We start from the raw sequence: 26,359 nt of genomic DNA on the forward strand, positions 1-26,359 counted from the left end.
CCCATCGTAATCCATGTGGATCCCGTATGTATTAGATTGGATCCTAAAGGGATCGAGGGAGGGGTGCATGAGCGGCCGCATCGAGGAGCTGGGCAGTGTCGAACGAGCGCGGGCCGACGCGCGAGCGCGGGCGACGGACTCCGAGTGGATGCCGCATCTGCCCGCTTCGGAGGCGCCGTTCGCGCCGGCCGGCGTCGACCCGGCCCGACTCCGCTGGGCCGAGACGGTGGCGCCCGGCGGATACACCCACCTGCGGGTGGCGCGTGGCACGCGCCTCCGTTTCGATGACCCGACCGGTGACGCCTGCGCTCACCTGCTCGTCTTCAACGCCGTGGCGCCGGGGGAGCACCTGAACGTGGCCGACACGCAGAAGATCCCGTGGCAGGCCTATCTCGGCGAAGGACACCCGCTGCTCTCCGGCGACGGCCGCGTGCTCGCGACCATCGTCGCCGACACCTCGGGGCGGCACGACGCCTTCTGCGGCACCACGAGCGACGCCTGGAACACCCGCAAATACGGCGACGCCCGGCCTGAAGGAGCATCGCCCTCCGGGCAGGCACTGCTGGGCCTCGCCGCAAGCAAGCACGGGCTCGCGCTCCGCGACCTGCCGCCCGCGGTCACCTTCTTCCAAGGGGTGCGCGTCGAGCACGACGGCGCTCTGCGCTGGCAGGGGTCGGCCGGAGGCGGTGGCTCCGTCGAGTTGCGCGCGGAGCTGCCTCTCATCGTGCTGATCGCGAACGTTCCGCACGCGCTCGATCCACGGGACGACTACGTCGTCGGCCCGCTCCGGGTCATGGCCTGGCGCGACCGGGTCACCGGGGAGGACGACGAGGTCTTCCGGGCCTCGCCCGAACGGGAACGCGCCTACCGCAACACGATCGCCTACGCCGAACTCGCCGGGCTCTGAGAGGACCACCGATAGTGATCACCACCGTTCCCCCACGACCCGTGCACGCCGACGACGCCCTCCTCGACTGGTCGCAGCCGTTGTCCGGCGGCGAGCTCGTGCTCGACGAGCGGATCGCGCCGCGGGCCGCCTGGTCGGCCGTCGTGCGCGCCGGCGACGTGCTCACGATCGTCGACGTCGGAGGCAACCAGTCGGCCGACTTCCTCGCCTATCTCGCCGACGACACCGCGGAGCGCTACAGCGCTGCCGACACCATCGCCTGGCAGGGCAATGTCTACGTCGGCACCGGGACCGTCTTGCGCAGCAACCGCGGGCTCCCGCTCCTGACGGTGGTCGGCAACGAGATCGAGCGGCAGGACACGATCGGAGGGGCCTGCAGCAAGGAGTCGAACACGCTCCGCTACGGCCATCACACGCTCTACCAGCACGCCTGCCGTGAGAACTTCCTCGCGGAGGCCGCGCGGCACGGGCTCGGAGAGCGCGACCTCGTGTCGAACCTGAACTGGTTCATGAACGTTCCGGTCGAGGCCGACGGCTCGCTCGGCATCGTCGACGGCGTGTCGGCGCCCGGCAAACGCGTGGCGCTCCGCGCCGAGCGCGACGTGCTCGTGATCGTGTCGAACTGCCCGCAGATGAACAACCCCTGCAACGACTTCAGCTGCACTCCGCTGCGCATGATCGTGACGCGGCCGTGAGCGGCTTCGGCCCGCTGCTCGTGGCCAACCGCGGCGAGATCGCCCGGCGCATCCAGCGCTCCGCCCGCGATCGGGGGATCCCGACCGTCGCGGTGTACTCCGATGCCGACCGCGCCGCACCGCACGTGCGGGAGGCGGATGCGGCGGTGCGGCTGGGCCCCGCCCCCGCGGCCGAGTCGTATCTCGACCTGTCCGCCGTGCTCGACGCCGCCCGGCGCACCGGCGCCGGCGCGATCCACCCCGGCTACGGCTTCCTCGCCGAGAACGCGACCGCCGCCCGGGCCGTCGAGGCAGCCGGACTGATCTGGGTCGGGCCGACTCCCGACCAGCTCGACGCCTTCGGGCTCAAGCACACGGCCCGCGCGCTCGCCGCCGCGGCAGGGGTGCCGCTCCTGCCGGGCACCGGCGTGCTCGGCTCCCGCGAGGAGGCGGTCGAGGCGGCCGGCGAGATCGGTTACCCGGTGATGCTCAAGGCGACCGGGGGAGGCGGCGGAATCGGCATGCGCGTGTGCGCCGACGCCGATGCCGTCGCCGACGCGTTCGACGCGGTGACGCGGCAGGCCCGGGCGAGCTTCGGGTCGGCGGGGGTGTTCCTGGAGAAGTTCGTGCGCCCGGCCCGTCACGTCGAAGTGCAGCTCTTCGGCGACGGTGCCGGACGCGTGGCCGTGCTCGGCGATCGCGACTGCTCCCTGCAGCGGCGCAACCAGAAGGTGGTCGAGGAGGCGCCGGCTCCCCGGCTCCCCGACGCGGTGCGCGCCGAGCTGCACTCCACCGCGGCCGCCCTCGCGGCCCGCATCTCCTACCGCTCGGCCGGTACGGCGGAGTTCGTCTACGATCCGATCGAGGAGCGCGCCTACTTCCTGGAGGTGAACGCGCGGCTGCAGGTCGAGCATCCGGTCACCGAAGCCGTGTTCGGCGTCGACCTCGTCGGACTCATGCTCGATCTCGCCTCGGGCGGCCCCGACGCGCTTCCCGCCGCCCTGTTCGCCGGCCCTGCGCAGCCCGATGGGCACGCCGTCGAGGCCCGCATCTACGCCGAGGACCCCCACCGCAGCAACCTGCCGTCGACCGGGCTCGTCACCGCGGTGCGGTTTCCCGTGGCGCCCGGGGTGCGCGTCGACTCCTGGATCGAGGCGGGCATGGAGGTGACCTCGTTCTACGATCCTCTGCTCGCCAAGGTGATCGCCCACGCGCCCACCCGCGACGGGGCTCTCGACCTGCTGCACTCGGCGCTCGCCGGTACACGCATCGACGGCATCGTGACGGGAACGGGGATGCTGCGGGAGCTGACCCGCGACCAGCGGGTGCGCGACGCCGTGCACGACACCGGAACCCTCGACGGCGCCACCGACCCCGACCCCCGGATCGACGTCGTGGAACCCGGCATGCTGACCACCGTGCAAGACCTGCCCGGCCGCCTCGGCCACTGGCAGGTCGGTGTTCCACCCTCGGGGCCGATGGACGCCGTGTCGTTCCGGGAGGCGAACGCCGCGGTCGGCAACCCGCCCGATGCTCCCGGCCTCGAGGTCACGCTGACCGGACCGACGCTGCGTCTCACCGCGCCGGCCACCGTGTGTGTCACGGGCGCTCCGATCGAGGTCGTGCTCGACGGCGTCGCCGTGCCGATGTGGGAACCGATCGAGGTGCCGGCGGGCGGGATGCTCCGCCTCGGCACCGCGGCGGGGCCCGGCATCCGCTCCTATCTCGCGGTGCGCGGTGGCATCGACGTTCCCTCCTATCTCGGCAGCACCTCGACGTTCACGCTCGGCGGCTTCGGCGGACACGGCGGCCGGGCTCTCGTGGCCGGCGACGTGCTGCGCCCCGGCCCGGTCGTGTCCCTGCCTCCGCTGGGCGGCCCCACCCCACCGCGGCGACGGCCCGTGCTGACCGGGCAATGGCAGCTCGGCGTCACCGAAGGGCCCCATGCCGCTCCGGAGTTCTTCACGCGGGCCGACATCGACGAGCTCTATTCCGCCGAGTACACGGTGCAGGTCAACTCGGCCCGAACCGGGGTGCGGCTGAGTGGCCCGCAACCCGCGTGGGCGCGCGGCGACGGCGGTGAAGCGGGACTGCACCCCTCCAACATCCACGACACGCCCTACGCGGTGGGCGCGCTCGACTTCACCGGGGACACCCCGATCATCCTGGGCCCTGACGGGCCGAGCCTCGGCGGATTCGTCTGCCCGGCGGTCGTCGCGAGCGGTGAGCTCTGGAAGCTGGGGCAGCTGCGCCCCGGTGACACCGTGCGCTTCGTGGCGGTGCGCGAAGAGGAGGCGGCGGGTCTGGACCCCGCCCGGGTCTTCGGGGCGCCGTTGCTCCTCGGAGGCGGCGGCGACGGGGACGACGGGATCATCGCCCGGGTCGAGCCCGAGATCGACGGCGACGTCGTGCGCCGCCCCGGGGTGACCTACCGCCGTGACGGCGACGACAACGTGCTCGTGGAGTTCGGCGAGCAGGTTCTCGACCTGGGACTCCGGATGCGCGTGCACGCCCTGCAGGAACGGCTGGCGGAGCACGCCCCGACGGGCATCGTCGACGTCACTCCGGGCATCCGTTCGCTGCAGGTGCACACCGACGCCTCGGTGCTGCGCGCCTCGCAGATCGTCGGGCTCCTGCGTGAACTCGACGATGACCTCCCGCCGACCCACGAGCTCGTGGTGCCCTCGCGCGAGGTGCGTCTGCCGTTGTCGTGGGACGACCCGGCCACCCGCCTCGCGATCGAGCGCTACATGGCCGGCGTGCGTGACGACGCGCCGTGGACGCCGTGGAACATCGAGTTCATCCGGCGCATCAACGGGCTCGGCAGCGTCGACGACGTGTATCGCACAGTGTTCGACGCCGAGTATCTCGTGCTCGGCCTCGGCGACGTCTACCTCGGCGCCCCGGTGGCGACCCCGCTCGATCCGCGTCACCGGCTGGTGACCACGAAGTACAACCCCGCACGCACCTGGACCGCCGAGAACTCCGTCGGCATCGGCGGCGCCTACCTCTGCATCTACGGCATGGAGGGCCCGGGCGGCTACCAGTTCGTCGGGCGCACGGTTCAGATCTGGAACCGGTTCCGCCGGGGTGGGCTGTTCCAGGAGAACCCCTGGGCCCTCCGGTTCTTCGACCGCATCCGCTGGTATCCCGTGTCGGCGGAGGAGCTCCTCGAGCTCCGCGCCGAGACGGATGCCGGCCGCGGCGACTTCGAGACGACCGACGGTACGTTCGCACTCGCCGACCACGAGCGGTTCCTGGCCGAGAACGCGGCCGGCATCGAATCGTTCCGGGCGACCCAGCGCCGGGCCTTCGACGAGGAGCGCGAGCGCTGGCGCGCGTCGGGGGAGTTCGACCGGCGGGTGGACGCGGATGCCGTCGTGCCGGCCGCGACCGCGCCGGTGCTTCCGCCGGGGTGCGTCGCCGTGCGGGCGCCGTTCGCCGCGACCGTGTGGAAGGTGGAGGCGGCACCGGGCGCCGCCGTCTCGGAAGGAGAGCACGTGATGGTTCTGGAGGCGATGAAGATGGAGAGCGCGGTGCGAGCGCCGGAGACCGGAGTCGTGCGGGCGGTCTACGCGACGCCGGGCGAGAGCGTCGAGGCGGGGCAGCTGCTCGCGGCGGTCGAGGTGGCCGCGTGAGCGCGGTCGAGCGCGTTCGGGCCGCCTACGCCCGCAACGCCGAGGCCGGCCGGCCCGAAGCCTGGATCACACTCCGTCCCGAAGCCGAGGTGCTCGCCGAAGCGGCCGACGTGGATCGCCGTGTGCGAGCGGGGGAGCGTCTCCCGCTCGCGGGAACGGTCGTCGCGGTGAAGGACAACATCGACGTGGCGGGGCTGCCGACCACTGCGGGCAGCCCGGCCTACGCGTATTCCCCGGCGGAGGATGCACCCGCGGTGGCCAGACTCCGCGCTGCCGGCGGCATCGTGCTCGGCAAGACCAATCTCGACCAGTTCGCCACCGGACTGGTCGGCACGCGCAGTCCCTACGGCGCCGTCCGTTCCGCCTGGGACCCCACGCGTATCTCGGGCGGTTCGAGCTCGGGGTCGGCGGTTCTCACCGCCCTCGGCGTCGTGGACATCGCGCTGGGCACCGACACCGCCGGATCGGGGCGCGTGCCGGCGGCTCTCAACGGCATCGTCGGTGTGAAGCCCACCATCGGGCTCGTTCCGACCACGGGCGTGGTTCCGGCCTGCCGTACGCTCGACTGCGTGACCGTGTTCGCCCGCGAGCTGAACCTGGCCCGCGAGGCCGTCGAGCTCATGAGCGGCCCTGACGGCGTCGACCCCCTCGCGCGGGCGGATGCCCCCGCGGCGCCGCTGGACGCCCGGCCCCTCGTCGCCGTTCCGACGGCCGAGCACCTGGAGGGTCTCGCCGACGGATGGGCGGAGGCCTTCCAGGGAGTCGTCTCCCGGCTCGCCGAATCCGGAGTCGACATCGTCGAGGTCGACATCGCTCCGCTGCTCGAGGCGGCGACCCTGCTCTACGGCGGGGCCTTCGTGGCCGAGCGCACCGCGGCCGTGGGTGACTTCATCCAGGAGCATCGCGACCTGATCGGAACCGAGATCGATCCCACGGTGGCCGGCATCGTGCTCGCCGGAACCGAGGCGCGCGCGGCGGACTATTTCCGCGACCGCGAGAAGCTCGACCGCCTCGGCCTCGAGGGGCTCGCCCGTCTCGGCGGCGCCGTCGCCCTGCTGACGCCGACCACCACGTGGCACCCGACCCTTGCCGAGGTCGCGGCCGATCCGCTCGGCGCGAACTCCCGGATGGGCCGCTTCACGAACTTCGCCAACCTGCTCGATCGCAGCGCGCTCGCCGTGCCGGCCGGTGTCGTCGACGGGAGGCCCTTCGGCGTCATGCTGACCGGCGCGCCGTTCGCCGACCGCACGCTCGCCCAGCTGGCGGAGCGGGTCGCGGCGCCGCCCGTCGAGCTCTTCGTCGTGGGTGCGCACCTGCGGGGCCAGCCGCTGAATCACCAGCTCGTCGCCGCGGGTGGCAGCTTCGTCGCCGAGGCGTCGACGGCATCCGACTACCGCCTCTTCGCGCTCGCCACGACGCCGCCCAAGCCCGGTCTCGTGCGGGTCGACGGCGACGGGTCCTCGATCGCCGGTGAGGTGTGGCGGCTGCCGGCGCGGGGTTTCGGGCGCTTCGTCGCGGCGTTGCCCGAGCCGATGGGGATCGGATCGGTGCGGCTCGCCAGCGGTTCGAGCGTCGCCGGCTTCCTCTGCGAGCGCGTGGCCCTCGAGGGCGCCGCCGACATCACCCGCTTCGGCGGGTGGCGCGCCTTCCGCGACTCGGTGGCCTGATGCCGGGCTCACGGGCGGAGGATGCGGTGAGCGGGTTCGATTCCGATGCGGTCGCAGTGACGACGTGGGCCGCGGTCGCTCCGCTCCGGCTCGGTGGGCGGCCGCAGCGCCTGGTGCCGCTCGTCGTGGGGTACGAGCCGATACCGGAGGGGGTGTCGCTCCGCGGGGGAAGCTGGTTCCGCTACCTCATGGAGCCGGTGACCGCGGTCGCGATCGTCTTCGACGAGGGCTGGTTCCTCGTCGACGGCGGCTTCGATCCGGTGCGCATCCGCGATCGCGACCTGCGGGTGGCGAGTTTCGACTACGAGAACTATCTCCCGATCGTACCGCCCGGCGACCCGCTCGTCGACCAGATCGCCGAGGCCGGGCTCGACTGGAACGATCTCGCGGCCGCCGCGATCACGCACGCCCACTTCGACCACACGGGTGCGGCGCGGCTGCTCGCCCCCGACCAGCCCCTGCTGCTGCAACGCGCCGAGTGGGAGCACGTGGGCGCCACCGTCGACGAGCGCGAGGCGTTCCTGTTCGCCGCGGATCTGCGCCGGGTGGGGCTCTCGATCGTGACGCTCGACCACGACACGCGGCTCGCGCCGGGGCTCACGGCGATCGACACCGCGGGGCACACCCCGGGCCACCAGTCCTTCGTGATCGAGCTGGCCGATCGCACCATCGTGCTCGCGGGCGATGCCGCCGATCTCCGGCGCAACATCACTCACGGTGTGGGCTGCGGCTCCACGGTCGGCGCCGACGGCCCCCGGCTCGCGGAGAGCGCCGCCGCCCGGCTCCACGCCCTCGACGAGACCCCGGGGGTCGAGGTGTGGCCGGCGCACGACCCCGACTGGGAACCGTGGCGCACGATCATCGAATCGCGCTCGTGAGGCTGCGCCGCCGTCGCAGCGGGACGACGTTGCTCGTGCTGCCCACCCCGTCGGTCGCCGTCGGCGAACTCTACGGGCTGCTCGCCGAGGAGCCGGGCCGTCGACTCCTCGAAGCCGTCGGCATCGTGGCGCAACCGGGTTCCGCCGTCGACCTGTCCACGGCGCTGACCCTCGCGCGCACCGAACGTGTCGCCGGGCACCCCGGTGCGACACTCGCCGTGAGCGGCGACCATGAGAGCGGCTACGCCTATCTCCGGGTGCTCGGCCCCGAGGCTCTCGTCAAGCGGGCCGTCCCGGCCCTCGACGCTCTCGAACGGCTCCTCTCCACCCGGTACCCGGCGCTCCGCATCCGTCGCCGCCGCTGATCCGAGCCGCCCGGTCGAACGCTCCGGCCCTCGTGGCCCGCGTCACGAACGAAAGAAATCGCTGGCGCGTCAAGGTCCGGGCGATGCCGGCCTCCACGAACAGGACCGGCGGTCGTTCGACGACGACGCCGCCGGGAGCATCGGGGCGAAGCAGCGAACGGCGCTCGTAGCCGGCAGGACCTGTCGTCACGCCGGGGAGTCCGTGGATCGCCGGCCGCCGTGTTCGATCGTGGGCGGTCGACCGGGCGCGGCATCGTGCACACGGTCGCTCACGACGACCACGGGCACGTCGAGGTTCTGGATGAGTTCGCGGCTGGCCGAGCCGAGCAGCAAACGGCTCAAGGTGCTCCGGCTCCGGCATCCCACGACGACGAGTTCGGGAAGGGGCGACGCGAGAAGCAACGACCGGACCGTGTACCCGTGCACCGCCTGCGCGGTCACCGTGAGCAGGGGGAAGGCGTCGCGCACCACGGCTGCGGCGTCGGACGCGATCTGCTGGTGCTGCCGGGTGACCTCATCCAGGTAGTCGTCGTCGATGGTCTCGTCGTCGAAGACGTACGCCTCCTGCCACAGAGGCGGCTCCAGCCAGGCGTTGACGAGCCGGAGTTCCACGTCACGCAGCTGTGCCTCGGATGCGGCGAGAAGAGCCGCTCTGAGAGATGCCGGAGAACCGTCGACCCCGGCGACGACGCCGGAGCGGATGCCTGTCACCCGTCGCGGAATGATCGCGACAGGACCCAGCGCGCGTGCTGCGACCCTGCTGCCGACCGACCAGGAAAAGCGGAGGTGGGGCACGGTTCGGGCTTCGGTCCCGATGACCAGAAGAGTGTCGGGATCGGTGTACCGGCGAAGGGTCGTGACAGGATCCCCGATCACGGACCGGCTCGACACCGTCGCTCGTGGCAGCAGGCGCCGCACCCGGTCCACGTCGTCAGGGCTCGGTGCCGTCGCGGTGTCGTAGGCGCCGGGATCGCCGGGGTCACCCGAGACGTAGGTGATCTCGTCGATCACGTGCGCGAGCTCGAACTCGTGTCCGTCGTCTTCCCGTCGCGCGCGGTCGATCGCCCAGTCCACGGCGGCACGGCACGTCGCCGATCCGTCCCAGGCGACCACGGTCCGTTCGCTCATCGCGCCTCCCTCGCCCTCCTCGTGGCCACGGGACAAGGGTGGCGCGGCACGTCGTGCGGTGCAGGGACGAAGGTCACACCGATCGCCGACGGGACTTTCGACCCGAGACGACCCCGGTCGTCGTGGAAATGTCGACGGTGACGAGGTCCGACCCGTCGTGAAACATCTTTCCGCGCACCGATCGAAGGAAGACCATGAAAGCCGCTGTCGTCGCCTCATTCACCGCACCGCTGGAGATCCTCGAGCGGAGCATCCCGGAGCCGGCCGAAGGCGAGGTGCTCGTGCGGCTGGAGACCTGCGGACTGTGTCACACCGACATCCACGCCGCCCACGGCGACTGGCCGGTCAAGCCGACCGTGCCCTTCGTGCCCGGACACGAGGGTGTCGGGATCGTCGAGAAGCTCGGAGCGGGCGTGACCGATCGCACCGTGGGGGAACGCGTGGCGATCCCGTGGCTCGGGTATGCCTGCGGCGAATGCCGTTACTGCATCGACGGACGCGAGACCCTGTGCGAGCGTCAGCAGAACAGCGGATACTCCATCGACGGCGCCTTCGCCGAGTACGCGGTGGCCAGTGCCCGCTACGTCGTTCCGGTGCCGGAGGGCATCACCTCGCTGGATGCCGCGCCCTTGACCTGTGCCGGGGTGACGACCTACAAGGCGCTGAAGGTCGCACACATCGTCCCCAGCGAGAAGGTCGCGGTGTTCGGCGTCGGCGGGCTCGGTCACCTGGCGGTGCAGTACGCACGCATCCTCGGCGGCTCCGTGATCGCCGTCGACATCGAGAACCCCAAGCTCGACCTGGCACGCGAGCTGGGCGCGGACCACGTGGTCAACGCGGCCGAGGTCGACCCGGTCGACGCGATCAAGGCGATCGGAGGAGCGGATGTCGCGGTGGTGCTGGCCGCCTCGCCGCGCGTCTTCGAGCAGGCCTTCGCCTCGCTGAACCGTGGCGGCCGATTGATCTGCGTCGCCCTCCCGGCCGACCAGGAGATGAGCATCTCGATCTTCGAGACGGTGCTGAAGGGCATCTCGGTGATCGGATCGATCGTGGGCACCCGGCAGGACCTGTCCGAGGTGTTCGCGCTGCACGCGGCAGGCCGCACGAAGATCATCGCCGAGACCCGCACTCTCGACCAAGTCAACGAGGCCATCGCCGAGGTGCTCTCCGGGCAGGTGCTCGCGCGACTGGTCTTCGAGTTCTGACCGGGTTCCATGACACGCGTCGACACGCCGCCGGCTCCGGTCGCGATGCTCCGTGCCGCGGCGCAGGTTTCCCCGGGTGAGGCACTGGGATTGATGCGCTCCGATCCGACGGGCCTGACGTCGGCCGAAGCCGCTCGGCGGCTGGCCTCGATCGGCCCGAACGCGCTCCGGACGCACCGGGTGCGGCCCTGGCGGGTTCTGGGCCGTCAACTGAAGAGCCCGATCCTGCTGCTCTTGTTCGTGACGGCCGGCATCTCGGTGTTCGTCGGCGAGAGCACCAACGCGGTCATCATCGGCGTGATCCTCGTGGCCAGCATCGGGTTGGGATTCGTCAACGAGTTCCGCGCCGAGCGTGCGGCCGACGCGCTGCACGACCAGGTCAGGCATCTGGTCGTCACCCTCCGTGACGGCGCGCCCGTGGAGGTCGACGTGACGCAGCTCGTGCCGGGGGACGTCGTGCGACTCTCGATCGGCGCGGTCGTTCCGGCGGACTGCCGCATCCTCGACAGCCGGGGCCTCTCCTGCGAGGAGGGCATCCTCACCGGGGAGTCGCTCCCCGTGGCGAAGTCCGCTGCGCCCACCACCCCGGATGCGGGCGTCGGCGACCTGACCTCGTGCGTGCTGATGGGAACGGTGATCCAGTCCGGCAACGCCACGGTGGTCGTGGTGGACACCGGCCCGAGGACCGAGTTCGGGCGGATCGCTGTCGGCCTCGGGACGGTCCCGCCGCAGACCGAGTTCCAGCGCGGGCTCGGGCGCTTCTCCCTGCTGCTGCTCGAGGTGGCCGTCGTGCTGACCACGCTGATCTTCATCGCGAACGTCTTGCTGCAGCGGCCGGTGATCGATTCGCTCCTGTTCTCGCTGGCGATCGCGGTCGGTATCACCCCTCAACTGCTCCCCGCGATCGTCAGCGCGAGCCTCGCCACCGGCTCGCGGGCTCTGGCGAAGAAGAAGGTGCTCGTCAAACGGCTGGTCTGCATCGAAGACCTCGGTGACCTGGACATGCTCGTGACCGACAAGACCGGCACCCTCACCGAAGGGCGGATCCGCTTCGAATCGGCTGTGCCGACCGTCGGATGCAGCGCCGACGAGGTCTTCCGGCTCGGACTGCTCGCCACCGAGACCGACTACTCCCGGATGCCGGTGTCGACCGTCGGCTTGAACGCACTCGATGCCGCGCTCTGGGAGGCTGTGGCGGGAGCGTCGGGACAGCCGCTATCGGAACTCGCGCGGCGGGTCGACCTGCTTCCGTTCGACCATGAGCGTCGTCGCACGAGCGCTCTGGTCGACGACCCGCGTTCCGGGCGCCTGATGGTGACGAAAGGTGCTCCGGAGGATCTCCTCCGTTGCTGCGCCGACGTGCCCGCATCGGCGCACGCGCTGCTCGAGGAGCAGTACGCGGCCGGCGCGCGGGTGGTGGCCGTCGCCCACAAGCCCCTGCCGGGTGCGGCCACGCTGTCGGGCGACGACGAGGCAGGCCTCCACCTCGACGGCTTCCTGGTGTTCCTCGATCGGCCCAAGGCCGACGCCCGTCGATCGTTGGAGACGCTCGCCGCCCTCGGCGTCACCGTGAAGATCGCCACCGGCGACAGCGCCGTCGTGGCCGAGAAGGTGCTCGCCGACGTCGGGATCGTATCCGGCGGAACCTTGACCGGGAGCGAGATCGACGCGCAGGACGACGACACGCTACGCACCGCGGCGGCGACCGTCACCGTCTTCGCCCGGGTCTCGCCCGAACAGAAGGCGCGCGTCATCCGGCTGCTGCGGCATTCCGGCCGTTCCGTCGGATTCCTGGGCGACGGCGTCAACGATGCTCTCGCCCTGCATCAGGCCGACATCGGCATCTCGGTGGAGTCCGCCGCCGACGTCGCCAAAGACGCGGCCGACGTGCTGCTCCTCGACAAGGACCTCGGCGTTCTGGCCGACGGGGTGACCGAAGGGCGCCGGATCTTCGCCAACACCATCAAGTACGTGCTGATGGGCACGTCGAGCAACTTCGGCAACATGTTCAGCGCCTCGGTCGCCTCGGTCGTGCTGCCCTTCCTCCCGATGCTGCCGGGCCAGATCCTGCTGAACAATCTGCTCTACGACGCCGGCCAGCTCGCGATCCCCGGCGACCGAGTCGATCGGGAGCAGTTGCTCGCACCCTCGCACTGGGACATCCGGTACATCCGTCGTTTCATGTTCGTGTTCGGACCGATCAGCTCGCTGTTCGACTTCGCCACCTTCGCGCTCATGATCGTCGTGTTCCACGCCGCCGAGAGCGAGTTCCAGGCCGGCTGGTTCATCGAGTCGATCGCCACTCAGACCCTCATCATCTTCGCCATCCGCACCCGGCGCGTGCCGTTCCTGCGCAGCCGTCCCTCGCTCGGGCTCCTCCTCGCCGCCGCGGGTGTCGTGGCGATCGGGGTCTGGCTTCCGTACTCGCCCGTCTCGGGGCTCCTGGGGTTCCAGCCCCTTCCGGCACCGTTCTTCCTGGCGCTGGTGGGGATGGTCGTGACGTATCTGGTGATGGTCGAGATCGCGAAGAAGTGGTTCTACGCCCGGCTGGCGCAGCAGCCGGTGCCTGGGCGCGTCACCCGGGTGCGGGGATACCGCCACCGCGTGAGCCGGCGTGCCGCACGATTCTCCGTCCGTTCCTCCGGCTGACCGGCAGGGTCCGTCTGTCACAATCATGCCGTGACCTTCTCCTTGCTGGCTCTCCTGGTGCTCGTGGGTCTCCTCGGCCCGCTGCTCGCCGCGCGCGCCGCATGGCGGATCCCGGTCGTGGTCGGAGAGCTGGCCGGCGGAATCGTCATCGGGGTGTCCGGATTCCAGCTGGTCGACCCGACGGCCGACGATCTGCGCTTTCTGGCGAACATCGGATTCGGCCTGACCATGGTCGTCGTCGGGTCGCAGATCCCCGTTCGAGACCCGGCCGTACGGGCCGCCCTCGGCCGGGGCGCCGCGGGCGCGGCTCTCGTCGGCGTCGCCGCCGCGGTGCTCGGCACGCTGATCGCGGTCGGTTTCGGCACCGGGCACGCAGCGGTCTACGGAGTCGTCCTCGCATCGTCGTCGGCGGCCCTGGTGCTTCCCATGCTGCGATCGGTCGGGCTCAGGACGGTCTCGGTGACGCACCTGGTGGCGCAGATCGCGATCGCCGACGTGGTGTGCATCATCGCCCTGCCCTTGCTCCTGGCTCCGGCGCGGGCGCCGCTCGCGGCGCTCGGCGCGACGGCGATCGTGGGCGTCGTCGTCGTTGTCGTGTTCGTGCTCGACAAGGTGGTGGGTACCCGCGTCCGGCGGCGACTGCACGAGTACTCGGAGCGGCGACGATTCGCCCTGGAACTGCGGTTCAGTCTGCTGACGCTGTTCGGACTGGCGGCGATCGCCCAGTTCGCCGGCCTGTCGATCATGATCGCCGGTTTCGCGCTCGGTCTGGCGCTCGCCGCGATCGGTGAGCCTCGACGATTGGCCCGGCAGTTGTTCGGCATCACGGAAGGGTTCTTCGGACCGCTGTTCTTCGTCTGGCTGGGTGCATCACTGAATCTTCAGGCCTTCGTGGCGCATCCGGAGATGATCCTGCTGGGTGTCGCCCTCGGCCTCTCGGCGGCGGTCGCCCACCTGCTCAGCCGGGTCGTCCGTCTTCCCGTTCTTCAAGCACTCGCCTCGGCCGGACAGCTCGGTGTGCCCGTCGCCGCCGTCACCCTGGGACTCCAGACCGGAGCTCTCGCGCCGGGAGAAGACGCTGCGATCCTCCTGGGTGCCCTCATCACCGTGGCGGTGGCCGCCGGCGCGACGGGCGCGCTCAGCCGTCGGATGCGCCCGACCGGGTAGCCGTCAATACCGCTCCGGTTCGGGCCCACGGCGGAAATGGCGTCCTGACAACGAATCGGCTGTGATTCGCACGTACTCGTACTTGAGCGTGGGAATCCACGGGGTCAGCGGTTCGGCGTCGGCTTCGTCGATCTCGCTTCGGCGCTCCAGCCGGTGCGCGGGGCCCTTGAGCACCACGCTCCACGCGTCGTCATCGGTGTAGCCGTCGATCTCGAAGGCAACCTCCTGCGCGATCACGAGTTCGAGCAGCTTCGTGCCCGGTGCCGTGCGGATCAGGATCGAGTCCGGCTCGGCCAGGTAGTTGACCGGGAAGATGTCGATCTCACCGCCGGCGCTGATCGCGAGGCGGCCCAGCTGGTGCGAACGCAGATACTCCCAGCATTCCTCGACGCTCAGTTCGCGCACGTCGCCTTCGCCTTGCCACATGATCGTCTCCTCTGCTCGTTCAGCCCTCGTCGGCACCGCGGTCGACGGTTGTCAGGAGCTGCGACGCCTGCACGGCCAGCGACTCACCCCAGGCGCGGGCCCGGGCGAGTTCGTCGTCCTCCAGGTGGTTGTCCTTGGTGACGAGGAAGTTCTCGCTCTCGGTGACCCGGCGGCTTCCGCGATGGCGGAGGGCGCGGTCGATCTGGGCGGCGGCGTTGCCGCTCAGAAGGACCGGCACGTCGGCGCGGGTCGCGAAGGCCGCGAACATCGGGGCCACGACCGTCATCGGGTCGTCGGACCAGTCGCGGATCCCGCGGCCCGGCGCATCCGGTTCGAGGGTGAGATGCTTGCTCGGGTCCGTGGTCCAGGCGACGGCTTCCTCTCGCGTGCGAGCACGGGTCATTCCGTGCACATGGGTGGGGCCACCCACCACCATGAGGTCGGCGTGACCGGCGTCGTCCATGCTGAGCTGATTGACGTTGGCCAGGTCCGCGGTCGCGTGGGCGGCCAATCCGTCACGGATCGCCTCGGCGACGGCTCGCGTGTTTCCGAACATCGATTCGTAGATCACCAGTGCCCTCATGGCTGCTCCGTTCTCTCCTGTACCGCCAGACTCCCGAAACCCGGAGGCGATGAGTAGGGCATTTGGTCCCGTCGATTCCCGGGAGCTCGTGGCCGGCCGACATCGGCCGAGCGACTCGCGATTCGGGACTTTCGACCCTGATCCCGCGGACCGGCGTCCGGCACGCTGGCCGGAAAGGGAGGGAACCTCTATGTCATCGACAGCCACCGCAACACCAGTCTCCCGCCGGGTCTCACGCGATCTGGCGACGATCGAACTCGAATTCCGGGCACATCGCACCGCGATGCACTCCGATCCGTGGGTGAAGCGTCGATCGGAGGCGCTCGGCCGCGCGGCGGCGAGAATCGATGAGGCCGTTCCGGGTACGGGCGCAGCAGCCCATCTTCACGGCCTCTCTGAAGCCGTGCTCGAGAACCGCGACGGCGTGATCACCTATTCGCCCGGCGAAGCGGTGGTGCACGTCGACGCGCCTCTCGGGACGGTCGTGATGATGATCTCTCCCGACTGCACGTCGGGCGAGGCGGCGGCGAACCTGGGTGCGGCGCTGGCGGTGGGCAACCGTGTCGCGGTCGGGTTGTTCGACGAACCGGACCGCCCCACCACCGAGGTGTTGTCGGCGTTGCTCGGCGAATTCGGCGACGACGATCTCTGGCTTCTGGATGCTCCGGCCTCCTGGTCGCACATCGGTTCCGACCGCGATCTGGCGGTCGTGGTGCCCGGGCACGTGACCGTCGGCGAGACACGGCCGCGCCGGTACCCGTCGGAGGCGCGCTCCGCCGAATCCCGTCGGCTCCTACTGGACCTCTACACGCGGCCGATCACGATCGTCGTTCCGATCAGGCTCGCCGGTGCCACCGCGCCGTTGTGACGGGCTCGCCGGTCAGGGCGTGTGGCGGCGCTCGGATTGGAAGACGGCCGCCTGCGTGCGGCGCTCGAGACCGAGCTTGCTGAGCATGCTCGAGACGTAGTTCTTCACCGTCTTCTCCGCGAGGGAGAGATGGTCGCCGATCTGCCGATTCGTCAGCCCCTCACCGATCAGGGCGAGGATCTGCCGCTCCCGGAGGCTGAGGGATTCGAATCGCGGGTCGTCGTCGACGGCTGATTTCATGTGCTCCGACGCCCGGCGGGTGAGGGCCGGATCCATGAGGGTGCGGCCGGCCGCCACGGCGCGCACCGCGTCGATCAGACCGGCCCCGCGCACGTCTTTGAGCACGTATCCGGCGGCGCCGGCGACCACGGCGGCGAACAGGGCCTGGTCGTCGTCGTAGCCGGTGAGGATCAGGCAGTGCACGTCGGGGTGGTGGGAGCGGATGTCGCGGCACAGGTCGATCCCGCTCCCGTCGGGCAGCCGCACGTCGAGCACCGCGACGTCGGGAACGGTCGCGGCGATCCGTCCGATCGCCTGGCTGACCGATCCGGCCTCGCCGACGATCTCGATGTCGTTCTCGGCCCCGAGCAGGTCGCCGATGCCGCGGCGCACGATCTCGTGGTCGTCGACCAGGAAGACGCGGATCATGTGTTCTCCTTCTCATCGAGGCGGGGGAAGGGGACCGCCCAGCGCACCACCGTGTCACCCGGTTCTGATTCGATGTCGAATGTTCCGCCGCGTCGCGTGGCGCGTTCCTCGAGGTTTCTCAGTCCGCTCCGACGGCCCGTGGCGGGAATGCCGACGCCGTCGTCTCGAACCGTGAGGGTGACTGTTCCGTCGGCCGCGGTCAGCTCCAGGCTGGCCCGGGTCGCCGACGCGTGGCGCGCCACGTTGGCCAGGCACTCCCGCGCGACCGCGGCCACGTCGGCCGCCAGTTCGTCGGTGACGACCAGATCCACCGGGCCCGAGAAGCTCGTGGCCGTCGGCTGCGCGATTCCGGCCGACGCCTCCTTCGCGAGATCGAGGAGCGTGTGACGGACGGATGTGTCGGAGTGGGCTGAGCGGGAGAGGGCGAAGATCACCGTTCGTATCTGGGCGATGCTGTCGTCGATCCGCTCGACCGCGCCGGCGAGCTTGTCGGCGGTCGGGCCGGCGCCGGCGCGACCGATGAGACCTTGCAGTTCGAGACCGGTGCCGAACAGTTGCTGGATGACGTGGTCGTGGAGGTCGCGGGCGATCCGTCCACGGTCTTCGAGGAGGAGCATCCGCTGCTGGTCCTCGCGGGCCGCCGCCAGTTCCAGGGCGACGCTCGCCCGGCTGACGAAATCGTCGGCGATCTCCAACTCGAATTCGCTGAATCGTGGAGCCCCTGGTGCCCGCGCGATGACGGCCACGACCGAGGTCGTCTCACCGCTGTTCATCGGCACCGCCATCAGCGGCCCCGACGCGGTCTCGTTCTGGAGCGCCAGCGGGTCGGCCTCCGACAGGGTGGATTCCGGCACGGAACGCGCGCTGAGGGATTCGAACACGGCGCCGGCGATCGTGTTCGCCGCGGCGAGCCGCGACCCGATCCGGTCGTCGGTCAGGGTTCCGTTCACGACGGCGAGACTCAGGTGCACGCCGTCGTCGTCGCGTTCGACGATGTACACCCGATCCGCTTCCGCGAGCTGGGCCAGTCTCCCGGCGAGATCCTCCAGGCCCAGCCGGCGACTGGTCGACAGGATGGCGGCCGAGGTCTCGGCCGCGGCGGCCATCCAGCGTTCCCGCGCCTGCGCCTGGGCGAAGAGCCGCGCGTTCTCGATGGCGAACCCGGCGGTGGCGGCGAGCGAGGTGACGAGCTGTTCGTCCTCCGCCGAGAAGCGGCCACCGCGTTGGTTGGTGAGGTAGAGGTTTCCGAACACCGAGTCCCGCACCCGGATCGGGACGCCGAGAAAGCTCTCCATCGGGGGGTGGTGCGCGGGAAACCCGCTCGACCGGCCGTCGTCGGTGATGTGTTCGAGACGGATGGGATGTGGTTCGTCGATGAGCGCGCCGAGCAGGCCATGACCCTCCGGGAGGTGGCCGATCCGCTCCTCGTCGCGCGGCGTCATCCCCACGTAGATGAACTGCTCGAGGCCGCCCTGCGGGGCGATGACCCCGATGGCTCCGTATTCCGCGTCGACGAGTTCGACCGCCGCGTCGACGATGCGCTGCAAGACGACCGGCAGCTCGATCTGTTCGACGACGGCGCGGTTGGCATGCAGCAGGGCCCGGAGTCGCCCCTGTGTCTTCATCACGTCGGCCGCACGGGCGACCAGGTCGCCGATCGCGCGATCGAGTTCGGCGCGTGGCGCATCGGGGAACGTGAGGGGGTCGTCGCCCACCATCGTTTCCTCCGTCGTGGTGCTCCGTCGTCGTGCTGGAACTGCCGAGTCCGGTCTCATGGCAACTCTATCGCTCGGGGCCGCGACCGTTCCAGGGGACCTTCGGCCCTGCTGAGGGCCCTGTGGGCACGGCATCGTGGGGGGAGGCATTGGATTCACCCGAGGGAGCAGGCTATGAGCGCGATCGTTGTCGGAGTCGACGGGTCGACCATCGGACGCGCCGCGGTGAGCTGGGCACTCGACCGCGCCGCCGAGCTGCACCACGAGATCGTGCTGGTGCACGTCGTCGACGACGAGTGGGGCACGGTGGGGCTGAGTGCGCGCCGGGAACTGCGCACGATGGGGGAGATCACCCTGGCCGACGCCCTCGAGTTCGCCCGGGTGACCCAGCCCGCCGTGTCGATCCGGGGCGAGATCGCGGAGGGAGTGCCCATGATGGTGCTCGCGGAGCGCTCGGAGAGCGCGGAGCTGGTCGCGGTCGGAACCCACAAGGCCGGGTTCGTGCGCGGTCAGGTCTTCGGCTCGCAATCCCTCCAGCTGGCGGCCACGTCGCGAGCCCCGCTCGCCGTCATCCCGCAGGTGCCGTATCGCAGCCGCCGCGGGGGGATCGCCGTGGGCGTCGACGACTCGGTCGCCTCCCTGCGTGCCCTCGAATTCGCGGCCCGGGAAGCGGCGAGAACGCGCGAGCAGCTCACCCTCTTCCGGTGCATCGGAGCGCGCGACCACGGGGCGGTCTCCGACGCCGTCATCGAGCGGGCGATGGACACCGCCGAGCTCATCGTCGGCGCCCGGCCGCGCGCCCGGATGGTGCAGCGGCCGCCGGCGGAGGCGCTCGTCGAGGCGACGCGCATGATGTCGCTCGTCGTGATCGGGCGGCCGACACGCGTCTGGGGCGGGCAGCGCGGCCTCGGTCACGTGGCGCACGACGTGCTGCTCAACATGGCCGGCCCGGTCATCGTGGTGCCCGAACCGGAGTGACCGGATCGCGCAGTGCTCGCAGCGCGTTGAGGATGCAGACGAGGTCGACCGCCTCCTGCAGGCCGGCCCCGAGAGCGGCGGGGATGACCCCGAAGGCGGCTGTCGTCATGAGCGCCACGCTCAGTCCGATCCCGATCCAGATGCTCTGCAGGGCGATCCGCACGCTGTCCTGACCGATCCGCACCGCGGTCGCGGTCTTCGACAGGTCGTCGAGCAGGATGACGACGTCGGCGGAGTCGCTCGCCGCGGTCGCTCCTCGCGCACCCATGGCGATCCCCACATCGGCTGCGGCCAGCACCGGGGCATCGTTGACGCCGTCTCCCACCATGACCACGGGCCGGTCGTCGAGGCGCGCGACGGCCTCGACCTTGTCGGCGGGGAGGCATCCCGCCCGCACATCCGTGATCCCCGCCTGGGCCGCTATCGCGTGCGCGGTGGCGGGGGCGTCGCCCGTGAGCATGATGATGTGCCGCGCGCCCCGGCGCAGCAGGTCGGCGATGGTCGAGGTGGCGTTCGCACGCAGCCCGTCGTGCGCGATGATCGCGCCGGCGAAGACGCCGTCCACGGCGACGGAGATGGCGAGTTCGCCGGGCTCGAGGTCGTACTCCGTCGCGCCGGATGCGCGCTCGGCCACGAAGCCCAGCTTTCCGACCAGCACGTCGTGCCCGGCGAACCGCGCCTCCACACCCGCGGTCGCGACCTCGTGCGCGTCGTCGGTGTCGTCGAGTTCGAGACCGGCGTCGCGGGCGCTCCGGATCACCGACTCGGCGAGCACGTGACTCGAATACTGCTCGGCCGACGCGGCGAGGCGCAGGAGTTCGCGCTCGGTGAATCCGTTCTCGGTGCGGAAACGGGTGATCGTCGGGCGCCCTTCGGTGAGGGTGCCGGTCTTGTCGAACACGATGCTGCGCGCTCGCGAGAGGGTCTCCAGCACGGCGCCGCCCTTCACGATGACGCCGTTCTTGGCGGCGCGGCTCATGCCCGCCATGAAGGCGATCGGCGCGGCGATGATCAGCGGGCACGGTGTCGCCAGCACGAGAACTTCGGCGAAGCGGACGGGATCGCCCGACACGATCCAGGCGGTGGCGCCGAGCAGGAGCGCGAAGGCGGTGAACGGCAAAGCGAATCGATCGGCCAGCCGGACGACCGGCGCCGGGCGCGATGCCGCTTCGGTGACGAGGAGGACGATGCTCTGGTATTGGCTGTGGCGGGCGTCGGCGGTCGCGGTCATCGTCACGGCGGCGGAACCGTTGATCGAACCGCTGAGCACCAGGTCTCCGCCATGATGCTCCACCGGCAGGCTCTCACCGGTCAGCGACGACTCGTCGAACTCGACGGCCGTCGTGTCCGGGCTGAGCGTGCCGTCGACCGGAACGATCTCCGACGGCTTGACCAGGAGGCGATCTCCCACGATGACGTCGCCGACGGCCACCTCCTCGATCGTGCCCGATTCGGAGGCGATCCGGTGCGCCGATCGCGGCGCCCGATCGATGAGGCCCTTCAGCTCGCGTTCGGCGCGCCCTTGAGCGAAGTCCTCCAGTGCCTCACCTCCGGTGAGCATGAGCACGATGATCCACGAGGCGAGGAGCTCGCCGACCAGCACGGTCGACACGATCGCCACCACGGCCAGAAGGTCGACGCCGATCACACCGTGGCGGAGGCGTCGGATCATCCGGACCGTCTCCAGCCCCGCGATCCCCAGAGCGAACACGGCGACGATCACCCCCGCGGCGAGCTGCCAGCCGATCAGCCAACAGACACCCGCGAGCACGCCGATCGCGCCCGTCGCCGCGACCAGCGGATAGTGGAACCGTTTCACCGGGGATCGCTCAGGTCGACGACCTGTTCCCGCTCGGGAACCCGGGCGGTCCATCCGAGTTCCCGCTTGATCCGCGCGCGGAGGGTGTCGGAGGCGTTCGGTTCGCCGTGGGTGACATAGGTCACCCGGGGCGCCGACGGGGCGCGCTTCATCCAGGCGATGAGCTCGTCGCCATCCGCATGGGCCGACATCGTCACGAGGTCGAGCACCTCGGCGCGGATGGGGATGTCGCGGCCGAAGACACGCAGGGTGGTCGCGCCCGCCGCCAGGGCGGCGCCGCGCGTTCCGGTCGCCTGGAATCCGGTGAGCACGATGGCGTTGCGGGGATCGGATCCGTAGGCGTCGAGGTGGTGCAGGATGCGACCACCGGTGAGCATCCCGCTCGCCGAGATGATCACCATCGGGCCGCCGCGCAGATTGAGCAGCTTCGACTCGTCGACCGTGCGCACGGGTCGAGCGATGCTGTACATCCGTTCGATGTCCGCGGGAGAGAGCCGGTGCTCCTCCGGATGGCGCTCGTACACGCGCGCCGCGTTGATCGCCATCGGACTGTTGAGGTAGATCGGCACCTCGGGGATCTCGCCTCGGTCACGCAGCCGCGAGAGGTGCATCAGGACCGTCTCGGTGCGGCCGACCGCGAACGCCGGGATCAGCACCACGCCGCCCTTCCGTGTGACCCGGGTGATCAGCTCGCCGAGAGCCTTCTCGGAATCGTCGTCGTCGTGCTTCCGATCGCCATAGGTCGATTCGGTGACCAGGACGTCCGTCGCCTCGAGTTCGGCGGGTGGCCGCATCAGCGGATCGTCGGGCCGGCCCAGGTCTCCGGTGAAATGCACCGTGGTGCCGTCATGACGGAGGCGGATCTGCGAGGCGCCGAGGATGTGCCCCGCCGGAACGAACTCCGCATCCATGCCGTCTCCGAGCGACATCGATGCGTCGAACTCGACCGTGTGGAGATGGGTGAGGGCGGCCAACGCGTCGGCGGCGGTGTAGACGGGAGTGGGGTGGGGGTGCACGGAGTAGCCGTGTGCTGCGGCGTGGGCCGCTTCCTCCTCCAAGAGGTACCCGCTGTCGGGCAGCAGGATCTGACACAGCTCGGCGGTGCCGGAGGTGCAATAGACGGGTCCGGTGAACCCGTCGCGCACCAGGGCCGGGAGGTACCCGGAGTGGTCGAGGTGCGCATGGGTCAGCAGCACCGCGTCGATCGACCCCGGGGCCACCCCGAGCGGCGCGCGGTTGCGGTCGCGGATGGTCTTGACGCCCTGGAACAGACCGCAGTCCACCAGGACACGCCGGTCATCGCTCTCGATCAGGTAGCGGGAACCCGTCACCGTGTCGGTCGCGCCGAGAAAGGTCATTCGCGTTGCCATGCGACACCTCCGTCCAGTCGAACAGTCCTGCGTTCAGGATCGCGTGCGCGGCTCGTGCCCGGCAGTGCCTTTGGTCCCATCGTCTCGGGACCTTCGGCACTGCCGGCGGTGTGCGGCGGCCTCTACCGTCGGAAGTACCAGTCCACTGACGCGAATGGAGCCCACGATGATGTTGTCAGAACTGTCCGAGCACAAGACGGACGCCCAGATCCAAGAGGCGGTGCGATCGGAACTGCAGTGGACCCCGGATCTCGACCATTCGGCGATCGGGGTCTCGGTCCGCGACGGCGTCGTCGAACTCTCCGGCAGCGTCGCCACGATGTCCGAACGCTACATCGCGGTGAAGGTCACGCAGCGGGTCACGGGCGTGACGACCGTGGTCGACGAGATCACGGTGCAAGGCGAACCGGATGCCGCCGACACCGACGAGAAGATCGGTCAGCAGGTCAGCACGATGCTGAAATGGTATGAGACGCTGCCCGGCGTCGCGATCCGGGCCGAGGTGCACGACGCGGTCGTGACCCTGACCGGCACCGCGGAGTGGGCCTACCAGCGCAAGGCCGCCCAGCGCTCGATGCAGATGCTTCCGAAGGTGCGCGGCGTCGTCAACCAGATCGTGCTGACGCCACGTCAGTTCCCCGCCGACACCGCCGATCGCATCCTCGATGCGCTCCACCGGCAGGCGAGCCTGGCCGGCACGGCCATCACGGTGCACGCCGAGAGCGGCAAAGTGATCCTCCGCGGCACCGTCAGCACGCTCGTGCAGAAGCATGACGCCGAGCAGACCGCCTGGAAGCACCCGGGTGTGATGGAGCTGCACAACGACATCCATGTCGAGGACTGACATGTCCACGCTGATCGTGTACGAATCGATGTTCGGCGCCACGCACGCCGTGGCGGAGGAGATCGCGTCCGGGATCCGCCGCCGGAACGACGTGACCGTGGTCTCGGTGCACGACCTCGACCCGGAACAGGTGCCCGAGGCCGATCTGATCGTGCTCGGGGCGCCGACCCACGTGCACGGATTGAGCACGCCGGTCAGCAGGGAGAATGCCGCGCTGGTCGGTCTCGACAGCTATTCGGGTCTGCAACTCGAGCACGACCAGAACCCGATCGGCATGGCGGAATGGCTCGAACGGGCGCAATTGCCCGCTGACGCCGGCTTCGCGGTCTTCGACACCCGCATCCGGGGCCCGCGCCTGCTGGTCGGATCGGCAGCGCACCACGTGGCGAGCCTTCTGCACACGCGCGGAATCGACCTGGTCGCGCCGCCCACGAGCTTCTTCGTGATGGACAACCATCGTCTCGAACCGGGGGAGCGCGAGCGGGCGAGCGCGTGGGGGGCGGAGCTCGGCCTGCCGCAGCCGAAACCGTTCGACGCGGTTCTCGATCCGACGCCGGCGACCCCGGCAAGTCTCGTCGTGGGGCACGACGGATCGGCCCAGGCGGATGACGCGCTGACGACGGCGCTCGACCTCGCGGCCGCTCTGTCGGCGCCGGTGATGATCGTGCGCGCGTGGTCGATCGACACCGCACCTCGGGGTGCGCTGTTCCACGACGGGTACGCGTCGCCGTTCTCCGAGGTCGACGCCCGGGTGCGCGAGTTGCTGATCGAGGAGACGCGGGCGATCCGTGAGCGGCACCCCGGCGTCGCCGTGGAATTCCAAGGTGTACTCGGGCAGCCCGCGGAGGTGCTGATCGAGGTGTCGAGACGGGCGCGGATGCTCGTCGTCGGTTCCCGGGGCCGCGGCGGCTTCGCCGCGCTGATGCTCGGGTCGGTCAGCGAGCAGTGCGTGCGGCACGCCGCGTGCCCCGTGCTCGTGGTGCGTCCGTCAGGACGCGATCTCGATGACGAGCGATCCTGACGCCCGTCCCGAACGCAGGTCGTCGAGCGCTTCGTCGACCTGATCGAACCCGTAGCGGGTGACCGTGGGGAGCAGCGCGAGCGAGCGGGCCAGCCGGAGGAACTCGATCCCGTCGGCGCGGGTGTTCGCGGTGACGCTGCGGAGGTCGCGCTCGTGGAACAGGTGCTCCTCGTAGCTCAAGGTGGGGATGTCGCTGAGGTGGATGCCGGCGATGACGACCGTGCCGCCCGGCCGGGTCGCGCGCAGGGCTGCGGGCACGAGGGTGCCGGCGGGAGCGAACACGATCGCCGAATCGAGGGGCTCGGGTGGAGCCGCCATTTCTTCGCCGACGAATCGGAGCGGCATCGTGCGGGCGAGCGCCCGGTTGGCCTCGCCCCGCGTCATGGCCGAGACGGTCGCGCCGGCCGACAGGGCGAGGGCCGCGGTGATGTGAGCGCTCGACCCGAAGCCGTAGAGGCCGAGGTGTCCGCCCGGTGGCAGCTGGGCGCGCGTGAGTGCCCGGTAGCCGATGATGCCGGCGCACAACAGGGGAGCCGTGGCAGCGGGATCGGTGTCCGGCGGCAGTCGATAGGCGAAGGGTTCCCGCACCAAGGCGTGACCGGCGAAGCCGCCGTCGGCGTCGTAGCCGGTGAACCGCGCGGACTCGCACAGGTTCTCCCGGCCGGTGAGGCACCAATGACAGACCCCGCAGGTCTCGCGCAACCAGGCTATTCCGACGAGGTCGCCTGAGGCGAGGTTGCGCACGCCCGGCCCTCGCGCGATGACGCGGCCGACGACCTGGTGGCCGGGCACGACATCGGGGCGATGGCGCGGGAGTTCCCCGTCCACCACATGGAGGTCGGTGCGGCAGACGCCGCAGGCGAGCACGGCGACGAGCACCTCGTCGCCGGCCGGCTCCGGAACCTCTCGACGGCGTAACTCGATGTGTCCGTCTCCGGAGGTCACCCACGCGTCATCGGCTCGGGTCATGAGCGCACGACGATGGTCGGCGCATACAGGTCGCGCAGCACGGCGTGACTGACCGATCCGAGCAGGAAGCGGCGTACACCGCGGCTGCTGTGATTCCCGACGACCAGTTCGGCGGCGCCTCGCGCGGCCTCGCTCACGGCGACGGCCGGCGGCTCGCTGATGAGCGACTCGCGGATGGCCAGACCGGAGATCTGGCTCGCCGCCGCGACCGCGTCGTCGAGCACTCCCTGGTGCACGTCTTCGAGAGAGTCCTCGAAACCGAGGTCGGGCACGTACACGTCCTGCCATTCGGGTGGCGGGGCCCAGGCGTGCACGAGACGCAGCTCCTCATGCAGTTCGAGGGCTTCGGCGATGGCCACCTCGAGCACGTCCGGTGTCTCGGCCGATCCGTCGACGCCGACCACGACGCCCGAGCGCACTCCGATGAAGACGTTGCTCGGCACCACGGCCACCGTTCCCGGAGTGCGTGCTCCGGCGATCCGGGTGGCGACCGACCAGCCGAAGAGTCCCCGCCGTTCCGAACGCGGTGTCGCGCCCACCACGAGCAGAGTTCCGGGCACGGAGGCGCGGGTCAACTCCTCGACGACGGCACCACGGACGACCTGGGTGTCGATGCGCGCATCCGGGTGGCGTTCGCGCATCCTGTCGGCCGCCTCCATGAGCTTCACCCGCGCTTGAGAGGTGGGCGAGGTGGGGCTGAGGTAGTCGCTGCCGGTCTCCTGCCCCGGCACGACGGTGACGATCTGCACCGGTGTCGTGCCGGCACGTTTCAGGGCCCAGTCGAGTGCGGCCGCTGCGGATTCGGATTCGTTCCATCCGACGACGATCCTGTCGACCATG

At 70.4% G+C, this 26,359-nt stretch carries 22 protein-coding genes; 13 read left to right on the plus strand and 9 right to left on the minus strand.

Features of this window, described 5'->3' with window-relative positions:
* Nucleotides 1-67 precede the first annotated feature (67 nt).
* The 6 genes from BLW00_RS17790 to BLW00_RS17815 are packed head-to-tail and all read left to right on the plus strand — an operon-like array spanning nt 68 to nt 8,129.
* Complete coding sequence (locus tag BLW00_RS17790) at nt 68-907, plus strand: urea amidolyase associated protein UAAP1 (RefSeq protein WP_175494351.1); 840 nt, start codon at nt 68-70, stop codon at nt 905-907.
* 11 nt (nt 908-918) lie between these two features.
* Nucleotides 919-1,602 carry an urea amidolyase associated protein UAAP2 gene (locus BLW00_RS17795; RefSeq protein ID WP_217634429.1) on the plus strand — a complete coding sequence of 228 codons (684 nt, stop codon included), beginning with the start codon at nt 919-921 and terminating at the stop codon, nt 1,600-1,602.
* Nucleotides 1,599-5,219, plus strand: a complete 3,621-nt coding sequence (gene uca, locus BLW00_RS17800) for an urea carboxylase (protein ID WP_092556685.1) — start codon at nt 1,599-1,601, stop codon at nt 5,217-5,219. Before BLW00_RS17795 ends, uca begins: the two co-directional genes overlap by 4 nt.
* Nucleotides 5,216-6,886 (plus strand): allophanate hydrolase, encoded by a 1,671-nt coding sequence (locus BLW00_RS17805; RefSeq protein ID WP_092556687.1) that lies wholly within the window; start codon nt 5,216-5,218, stop codon nt 6,884-6,886. The genes uca and BLW00_RS17805 overlap by 4 nt, the downstream gene beginning before the upstream one ends.
* Nucleotides 6,887-6,912: 26 nt before the next feature.
* Nucleotides 6,913-7,764, plus strand: a complete 852-nt coding sequence (locus BLW00_RS17810) for an N-acyl homoserine lactonase family protein (RefSeq protein ID WP_175494353.1) — start codon at nt 6,913-6,915, stop codon at nt 7,762-7,764.
* Entirely contained in the window at nt 7,761-8,129 is a 369-nt protein-coding gene (locus BLW00_RS17815; RefSeq protein WP_139256784.1) for a hypothetical protein, read from the plus strand. The genes BLW00_RS17810 and BLW00_RS17815 overlap by 4 nt, the downstream gene beginning before the upstream one ends.
* 186 nt (nt 8,130-8,315) lie before the next feature.
* Here the strand turns inward: BLW00_RS17815 and BLW00_RS17820 are convergent, their stop codons facing one another.
* Nucleotides 8,316-9,257, minus strand: a complete 942-nt coding sequence (locus BLW00_RS17820) for a universal stress protein (RefSeq protein ID WP_175494354.1) — start codon at nt 9,255-9,257, stop codon at nt 8,316-8,318.
* Between the two features lie 194 nt (nt 9,258-9,451).
* On the opposite strand from BLW00_RS17820, the gene adhP reads away from it, so the two are divergent.
* From adhP to BLW00_RS17835, 3 genes are read left to right on the plus strand one after another with little or no spacing between them, the layout of a single operon-like run.
* Nucleotides 9,452-10,462, plus strand: coding sequence for an alcohol dehydrogenase AdhP (gene adhP / locus BLW00_RS17825; protein ID WP_092556695.1), 1,011 nt, complete (start codon nt 9,452-9,454; stop codon nt 10,460-10,462).
* Nucleotides 10,463-10,471: 9 nt separating this feature from the next.
* Entirely contained in the window at nt 10,472-13,111 is a 2,640-nt protein-coding gene (gene mgtA, locus BLW00_RS17830) for a magnesium-translocating P-type ATPase (protein ID WP_092556697.1), read from the plus strand.
* Between the two features lie 30 nt (nt 13,112-13,141).
* Nucleotides 13,142-14,278: a cation:proton antiporter gene (locus BLW00_RS17835; RefSeq protein ID WP_092556699.1), complete on the plus strand. Its 1,137-nt coding sequence runs from the start codon at nt 13,142-13,144 to the stop codon at nt 14,276-14,278.
* 3 nt (nt 14,279-14,281) lie between these two features.
* Here BLW00_RS17835 and BLW00_RS17840 read toward each other — a convergent pair whose 3' ends face one another.
* Both BLW00_RS17840 and BLW00_RS17845 read right to left on the minus strand, forming a co-directional pair.
* A complete protein-coding gene (locus tag BLW00_RS17840) occupies nt 14,282-14,704 on the minus strand; it encodes a pyridoxamine 5'-phosphate oxidase family protein (RefSeq protein WP_092556701.1) in 423 nt (140 codons plus the stop codon).
* 19 nt (nt 14,705-14,723) lie between these two features.
* On the minus strand, nt 14,724-15,287 hold the full coding sequence (locus BLW00_RS17845; protein WP_092556703.1) for a flavodoxin family protein: 564 nt from the start codon (nt 15,285-15,287) through the stop codon (nt 14,724-14,726).
* Between the two features lie 190 nt (nt 15,288-15,477).
* Between BLW00_RS17845 and BLW00_RS17850 the strand changes: the two genes are divergently transcribed.
* The gene (locus BLW00_RS17850; RefSeq protein ID WP_092556705.1) at nt 15,478-16,155 is read left to right on the plus strand and encodes a hypothetical protein; all 678 of its coding nucleotides are present in this window, start codon (nt 15,478-15,480) and stop codon (nt 16,153-16,155) included.
* 12 nt (nt 16,156-16,167) lie between these two features.
* On the opposite strand, the gene BLW00_RS17855 is transcribed toward BLW00_RS17850, so the two are convergent.
* Both BLW00_RS17855 and BLW00_RS17860 read right to left on the minus strand, forming a co-directional pair.
* Nucleotides 16,168-16,803 carry a response regulator gene (locus tag BLW00_RS17855; RefSeq protein WP_092556707.1) on the minus strand — a complete coding sequence of 212 codons (636 nt, stop codon included), beginning with the start codon at nt 16,801-16,803 and terminating at the stop codon, nt 16,168-16,170.
* Complete coding sequence (locus BLW00_RS17860) at nt 16,800-18,521, minus strand: sensor histidine kinase (protein WP_092556709.1); 1,722 nt, start codon at nt 18,519-18,521, stop codon at nt 16,800-16,802. The genes BLW00_RS17855 and BLW00_RS17860 overlap by 4 nt, the downstream gene beginning before the upstream one ends.
* 171 nt (nt 18,522-18,692) lie before the next feature.
* On the opposite strand from BLW00_RS17860, the gene BLW00_RS17865 reads away from it, so the two are divergent.
* Nucleotides 18,693-19,496, plus strand: a complete 804-nt coding sequence (locus BLW00_RS17865) for a universal stress protein (RefSeq protein ID WP_092556711.1) — start codon at nt 18,693-18,695, stop codon at nt 19,494-19,496.
* On the opposite strand, the gene BLW00_RS17870 is transcribed toward BLW00_RS17865, so the two are convergent.
* Nucleotides 19,471-21,315: a heavy metal translocating P-type ATPase gene (locus tag BLW00_RS17870; RefSeq protein ID WP_245741665.1), complete on the minus strand. Its 1,845-nt coding sequence runs from the start codon at nt 21,313-21,315 to the stop codon at nt 19,471-19,473. The two genes, BLW00_RS17865 and BLW00_RS17870, sit on opposite strands and share 26 nt — an antisense overlap.
* Nucleotides 21,312-22,685 (minus strand): MBL fold metallo-hydrolase RNA specificity domain-containing protein, encoded by a 1,374-nt coding sequence (locus BLW00_RS17875; protein ID WP_092556715.1) that lies wholly within the window; start codon nt 22,683-22,685, stop codon nt 21,312-21,314. The genes BLW00_RS17870 and BLW00_RS17875 overlap by 4 nt, the downstream gene beginning before the upstream one ends.
* Nucleotides 22,686-22,851: 166 nt before the next feature.
* Between BLW00_RS17875 and BLW00_RS17880 the strand changes: the two genes are divergently transcribed.
* Nucleotides 22,852-23,529 carry a BON domain-containing protein gene (locus BLW00_RS17880; RefSeq protein WP_175494355.1) on the plus strand — a complete coding sequence of 226 codons (678 nt, stop codon included), beginning with the start codon at nt 22,852-22,854 and terminating at the stop codon, nt 23,527-23,529.
* Between the two features lies 1 nt (nt 23,530).
* Complete coding sequence (locus tag BLW00_RS17885) at nt 23,531-24,550, plus strand: universal stress protein (protein ID WP_175494356.1); 1,020 nt, start codon at nt 23,531-23,533, stop codon at nt 24,548-24,550.
* Here the strand turns inward: BLW00_RS17885 and BLW00_RS17890 are convergent.
* Together BLW00_RS17890 and BLW00_RS17895 are read right to left on the minus strand one after the other, a co-directional pair.
* Entirely contained in the window at nt 24,518-25,519 is a 1,002-nt protein-coding gene (locus BLW00_RS17890; protein ID WP_092556721.1) for a zinc-binding alcohol dehydrogenase family protein, read from the minus strand. The genes BLW00_RS17885 and BLW00_RS17890 overlap by 33 nt on opposite strands.
* Nucleotides 25,516-26,358, minus strand: a complete 843-nt coding sequence (locus tag BLW00_RS17895; protein ID WP_092556723.1) for a universal stress protein — start codon at nt 26,356-26,358, stop codon at nt 25,516-25,518. The genes BLW00_RS17890 and BLW00_RS17895 overlap by 4 nt, the downstream gene beginning before the upstream one ends.
* Nucleotide 26,359: the final 1 nt, after the last annotated feature.

Origin of the sequence: Herbiconiux ginsengi, assembly GCF_900107435.1 — a bacterium.
Taxonomy (GTDB): Bacteria; Actinomycetota; Actinomycetes; order Actinomycetales; family Microbacteriaceae; genus Herbiconiux; species Herbiconiux ginsengi.

What these genes read in the sequence shown, in the direction of transcription:
- BLW00_RS17885 (WP_175494356.1), top strand. Translation starts at nt 23,531, where the DNA reads ATGTCCACGCTGATCGTGTACGAATCGATGTTCGGCGCCACGCACGCC.
- BLW00_RS17840 (WP_092556701.1), bottom strand. Translation starts at nt 14,704, where the DNA reads ATGTGGCAAGGCGAAGGCGACGTGCGCGAACTGAGCGTCGAGGAATGC.
- BLW00_RS17890 (WP_092556721.1), bottom strand. Translation starts at nt 25,519, where the DNA reads ATGACCCGAGCCGATGACGCGTGGGTGACCTCCGGAGACGGACACATC.
- BLW00_RS17860 (WP_092556709.1), bottom strand. Translation starts at nt 18,521, where the DNA reads ATGGTGGGCGACGACCCCCTCACGTTCCCCGATGCGCCACGCGCCGAA.
- adhP (WP_092556695.1), top strand. Translation starts at nt 9,452, where the DNA reads ATGAAAGCCGCTGTCGTCGCCTCATTCACCGCACCGCTGGAGATCCTC.
- BLW00_RS17895 (WP_092556723.1), bottom strand. Translation starts at nt 26,358, where the DNA reads ATGGTCGACAGGATCGTCGTCGGATGGAACGAATCCGAATCCGCAGCG.
- BLW00_RS17850 (WP_092556705.1), top strand. Translation starts at nt 15,478, where the DNA reads ATGTCATCGACAGCCACCGCAACACCAGTCTCCCGCCGGGTCTCACGC.
- BLW00_RS17845 (WP_092556703.1), bottom strand. Translation starts at nt 15,287, where the DNA reads ATGAGGGCACTGGTGATCTACGAATCGATGTTCGGAAACACGCGAGCC.
- BLW00_RS17820 (WP_175494354.1), bottom strand. Translation starts at nt 9,257, where the DNA reads ATGAGCGAACGGACCGTGGTCGCCTGGGACGGATCGGCGACGTGCCGT.
- mgtA (WP_092556697.1), top strand. Translation starts at nt 10,472, where the DNA reads ATGACACGCGTCGACACGCCGCCGGCTCCGGTCGCGATGCTCCGTGCC.
- BLW00_RS17790 (WP_175494351.1), top strand. Translation starts at nt 68, where the DNA reads ATGAGCGGCCGCATCGAGGAGCTGGGCAGTGTCGAACGAGCGCGGGCC.
- BLW00_RS17875 (WP_092556715.1), bottom strand. Translation starts at nt 22,685, where the DNA reads ATGGCAACGCGAATGACCTTTCTCGGCGCGACCGACACGGTGACGGGT.
- BLW00_RS17855 (WP_092556707.1), bottom strand. Translation starts at nt 16,803, where the DNA reads ATGATCCGCGTCTTCCTGGTCGACGACCACGAGATCGTGCGCCGCGGC.
- BLW00_RS17865 (WP_092556711.1), top strand. Translation starts at nt 18,693, where the DNA reads ATGAGCGCGATCGTTGTCGGAGTCGACGGGTCGACCATCGGACGCGCC.
- BLW00_RS17880 (WP_175494355.1), top strand. Translation starts at nt 22,852, where the DNA reads ATGATGTTGTCAGAACTGTCCGAGCACAAGACGGACGCCCAGATCCAA.